The following is a 5,069-nucleotide window of genomic DNA, read 5'->3' as shown; positions in this document are numbered from 1 at the left end:
ATCACCTATCTCCTTTGTATTAAAAAAGGGGAAAAATCCCCCTGGGTCATCCTATTATAAGGCCATGCTAATGTAGTTAAGGATAAATAAGGCATCCAAAATCCAAATCATGACATGAACATCTTTAGCTTGACCTTTGACAAGCTTAGTCAAAGTGTAAGTCAAGAAACCAACTGCAATCCCTTGAGTGATAGAGTAGCTGAATCCCATAAAGATAGATGTGAAGAAGGCAGGAACCGCTTCAGCCATATCATCCCAATGGATATTTTTCAAACTAGCCAACATCATAATCCCAACGATAATCAAGATTGGAGCTGTAGCGGCTGTTGGTACAATCGCTAGAAGTGGGCTAAAGAAGCTTGAGATAGCAAAACAGATTGCCACGACCAAGGCTGTCAAACCAGTACGTCCACCTGCACCGATACCAGCAGCAGACTCAACATAAGTCGTTACGTTCGAAGTACCAGCGATGGCACCAATTGAAGTACCAATCAAGTCAGAGTAAAGAGCCTTATCCAACTTAGCTGATTGGTGATTTTCACCATTTGTCGCTACGATACCAACTTTTTCACCTGTACCGATCAAGGTACCAATCGTGTCAAAAATATCTGTCAATGAGAAGGCAAGAATAGCCATCAGAGTTTCAGGCAAGCGAGCTGTATCTGAAATCAAAGCTCCCAAACCTTCTGAACCAAGAGCTGCACCAAAGACTGTCTTCAAGTCTTCAAAAGCTGCACCAACATGGTTATTAGCAAAATCGATACTAGACAAATCTACCAAACCAACTGCGATAGCAAGAACAGTTGTTGTCAAGATAGAGAGGATAATTCCCCCTTTAATCCCTTTGATAACAAAGAAGATAGTAATGGCAAGTCCTGCAAGAGCCACCAAAACAGCTGGATTATTAAAGCTGACCAAGCCTGGAACTGCTGAAGAGTTTGCTACAATCGTTGCTTGAGCTTTGTCAGCCCCTTCTCCTACAACAATATAGTTGCCTGGATCAATCGTAAATTTCAAAAGTCCAGCATTCTTAATCCCTACATAGGCAAGGAAGACACCGATACCAGCTGAAATAGCTGAGCGAAGAGCATTTGGAATCGATTCAATGATCATTTTACGAACATTTGTCAAGGTAATAATCAATGAGATAATCCCACAGATGAAGACCATAGCTAGGGCTTGTTGCCAAGAATAACCGAGTCCAAATACGACTGTAAATGTAAAGAAGGCGTTAAGACCCATACCTGGCGCTTGGGCATAAGGTAAGTTAGCATAGAAGGCCATCATCAAGGTACCTGCTACTGCACCGATAATCGTTGCGAGGAATACACCCTGAGCAGGCATTCCTGTTTGCGAAAGAATTTGTGGGTTTACAAAGAGAATATAGCTCATTGCAAAGAAAGTTGTTAAACCAGCGAGAACCTCTGTACGAACGTCTGTACCGTTCTCTTTTAGTTTAAATAATTTGTCCATTATCAATCTCCTTTTAATTTTTACGAACAATAATAGAATTATATCATTTATCATTCACTTTTTCAATATCTTTGTTTGATTTATTTAAGAATTTGATGAAATTTCTTTTTTAGTTTCGAATCTGCTTTTCTGCCTGCTTTTTGTTATAATAGTAGACATCTTATCTGGAAAGACACTAGAAAGGTTTATATGACGAAAAAAATTATTGCAGTTGACCTGGATGGAACCCTGCTCAACTCAGACAGTCAGATTTCTGACTTTACCAAAGAAACTATTAAAAAAGTTACTGAAAAAGGGCATCAGGTTATTATTACGACAGGTCGCCCTTACCGCATGTCAAAAGATTTCTACCGTGAATTAGGCTTAGACACTCCTATGATTAATTTCAACGGCTCCCTTACTCATTTACCAGACCAAGCTTGGGACTTTGAAAAGTGTTTGACCGTAGACAAAAAATATCTGCTCGATATGGTTCAACGTTCAGAGGACATTCAAGCCGATTTTATCGCTGGAGAATATCGTAAAAAATTCTACATTACAAATCCCAATGAAGAAATTGCCGATCCTAAACTATTTGGCGTAGAAGCTTTCCAGCCTGAAGATCAATTCCAGCCTGAATTGGTAACCAAGGATCCTAACTGTATTCTCTTGCAGACTAGAGCCAGTGACAAGTATGCCTTGGCAAAAGAAATGAACGCCTTCTATCAGCATCAACTTTCTATTAATACCTGGGGAGGTCCGCTCAATATCCTTGAATGTACCCCAAAAGGAGTCAATAAAGCCTTCGCCTTAAACTACTTGCTCAAGGTAATGAACCGCGATAAAAAGGACTTGATTGCCTTTGGAGATGAACACAATGATACCGAAATGCTAGCTTTTGCTGGTAAAGGTTATGCAATGAAAAATGCCAATCCAGAATTGCTCCCTTATGCAGATGAGCAACTCCCCCTAACCAATGACCAAGATGGGGTTGCCAAAACCCTGCAAGACTTATTCTTATAGTCCATACTGATACTCAATGAAAATCAAAGAGCAAACTAGGAAGCTAGCCGTAGGCAGTACTTGAGTACGGCAAGGCGAAGCTGACGTGGTTTGAATTTGATTTTCGAAGAGTATGACCAGCTTGCGGGCTGGTCTTTGTGTTCTTTTCACAGTCTCATCAACCAGTTAATCGATTATTCTATTTTTTACTTCCAAAACCTTGGAAAAGGCTTTCTTTTGTGATATACTTTACATATAAATACAAGAGAGCTCGTCATACTCGACTCTGTTGACACAAAATCAATCCAGTCCCGTTATCCCTGTTCTCGGTCAATATCAAGGAGGATAGCTATGAAAGCTGTTGTTGTAAATCCAGAAAGCACTGGTGTTGCTGTTGAAGAAAAAGTACTCCGTCCACTTGAAACTGGGGAAGCACTTGTAGAAATTGAATACTGTGGTGTTTGCCACACTGACCTCCACGTTGCCCATGGTGACTTTGGTCAAGTACCAGGACGTGTCCTAGGTCACGAAGGTGTTGGTATCGTCAAAGAAATTGCCCCAGATGTAAAAAGCCTTAAAGTTGGCGACCGCGTCAGCGTTGCTTGGTTCTTTGAAGGATGTGGTACTTGCGAATACTGTACAACTGGCCGTGAAACTCTTTGCCGTACAGTGAAAAATGCCGGCTACTCAGTAGACGGAGGTATGGCTGAACAATGTATCGTAACTGCAGACTATGCTGTCAAAGTTCCTGACGGACTTGATCCAGCCCAAGCCTCTTCTATCACATGTGCTGGTGTAACAACCTATAAAGCCATTAAAGAGGCCAAAGTTGAACCAGGTCAATGGGTTGTTCTTTACGGCGCTGGTGGTCTTGGTAACCTAGCTGTTCAATATGCTAAAAAAGTATTCAATGCTCATGTCATCGCAGTTGATATCAATAACGACAAACTTGCCCTTGCAAAAGAAGTAGGAGCTGACATTGTTATTAACGGCCTCGAAGTTGAAGATGTACCTGGACTCATCAAGGAAAAAACTGATGGCGGAGCTCATTCAGCTGTCGTAACTGCTGTGTCTAAAGTTGCCTTCAACCAGGCTGTTGACTCAGTTCGTGCTGGTGGTCGCGTTGTCGCTGTCGGCCTTCCTTCTGAAATGATGGAACTCAGTATCGTAAAAACCGTTCTAGATGGAATCCAAGTCATCGGTTCTCTCGTTGGAACTCGTAAAGACTTGGAAGAAGCCTTCCAATTCGGTGCAGAAGGTTTGGTAGTTCCAGTTGTTCAAAAACGTCCAATAGAAGATGCCGTAGCCATTTTCGACGAAATGGAAAAAGGTCAAATCCAAGGACGTATGGTACTCGACTTCACCCACTAATCTATTAGAAACCTATTTTAAAAGTTGGAATGCGCTTCCAACTTTTTTATATTAAATTTTTAAATAAGGATTCAAAAAAACTTCTCTAAAACTCAATATATCAATATTTTCAGATGTAATCTTTTTAATTATTTTATGATAAATAGTTGATTTTTAGATGAAAACGGTTTATACTTAAAAAGTCTTAAAGTTTTCTTAAACGAAAACTAAAACAAAAAAGGAGGAATGACAATAATGAGTATCGGAATCATTATTGCGAGCCACGGCGAATTTGCTGCGGGTATTCATCAGTCAGGATCTATGATCTTTGGTGAACAAGAAAAGGTTCAAGTTGTAACCTTTATGCCAAATGAAGGTCCTGATGATCTATACGCTAAGTTTAATAACGCTGTTGCTGCATTTGACGCAGAAGATGAGGTTCTAGTTTTGGCTGACCTTTGGAGTGGATCTCCATTTAACCAAGCTAGCCGCGTGATGGGAGAAAATCCTGAGCGTAAGTTTGCCATCATCACAGGACTTAACTTACCGATGTTAATTCAAGCCTACACAGAGCGCCTCATGGACGCTGCTGCAGGTGTAGAAAAAGTCGCTGCTAATATCATTAAAGAAGCCAAAGATGGCATCAAAGCTCTTCCAGAAGAGCTAAACCCAGTTGAGGAAGTAGCAAGCGCTGCAGCTGCTCCAGTTGCCCAAGCTGCGATTCCAGAAGGAACTGTCATCGGAGACGGTAAACTCAAAATCAACCTTGCTCGCCTAGACACTCGTCTACTTCACGGTCAGGTTGCAACTGCTTGGACTCCAGATTCAAAAGCAGACCGTATCATCGTTGCTTCAGATAACGTAGCTAAAGACGAATTACGTAAAGAATTGATTAAACAAGCAGCTCCAGGTAAAGTGAAAGCAAACGTTGTTCCTATCCAAAAACTAATCGACGTTGCGAAAGATCCTCGCTTCGGAGGAACACATGCCCTTATCTTGTTTGAAACACCTCAAGATGCCCTTCGTGCTATCGAAGGTGGCGTGCCAATCAAAACTCTTAATGTTGGATCAATGGCTCACTCAACTGGTAAAACAATGGTTAACAACGTTTTGTCTATGGACAAAGAAGACGTTGCTACATTTGAAAAAATGCGTGACCTTGGTGTTGAATTTGATGTACGTAAAGTACCAAACGACACCAAAAAAGATTTGTTTGACTTGATCAACAAAGCAAACGTGCAATAATCGATTTTATGAAAGGATTT

At 41.0% G+C, this 5,069-nt stretch carries 4 protein-coding genes; 3 read left to right on the top strand and 1 reads right to left on the bottom strand.

The features are described from left to right. Positions 1 to 54 precede the first annotated feature (54 nt). Entirely contained in the window at positions 55 to 1,473 is a 1,419-nt protein-coding gene (locus ACLNCN_RS03150; protein WP_424844596.1) for an NCS2 family permease, read from the bottom strand. 189 nt (positions 1,474 to 1,662) lie between these two features. On the opposite strand from ACLNCN_RS03150, the gene ACLNCN_RS03145 reads away from it, so the two are divergent. From ACLNCN_RS03145 to ACLNCN_RS03135, 3 genes are all read left to right on the top strand, one after another. Next, a complete protein-coding gene (locus tag ACLNCN_RS03145; protein WP_424844595.1) occupies positions 1,663 to 2,475 on the top strand; it encodes a Cof-type HAD-IIB family hydrolase in 813 nt (270 codons plus the stop codon). Between the two features lie 330 nt (positions 2,476 to 2,805). Beyond that, positions 2,806 to 3,825 (top strand): alcohol dehydrogenase AdhP, encoded by a 1,020-nt coding sequence (gene adhP / locus ACLNCN_RS03140; RefSeq protein ID WP_000649185.1) that lies wholly within the window; start codon positions 2,806 to 2,808, stop codon positions 3,823 to 3,825. Between the two features lie 234 nt (positions 3,826 to 4,059). Then, on the top strand, positions 4,060 to 5,049 hold the full coding sequence (locus tag ACLNCN_RS03135) for a PTS sugar transporter subunit IIB (protein WP_004258131.1): 990 nt from the start codon (positions 4,060 to 4,062) through the stop codon (positions 5,047 to 5,049). Positions 5,050 to 5,069: the final 20 nt, after the last annotated feature.

It is taken from the genome of Streptococcus sp. CL8.13 (genome assembly GCF_049737895.1).
The sequence above is the reverse complement of the archived record's forward strand: the minus strand, read 5'-3'. Positions and strand labels throughout refer to the sequence as shown.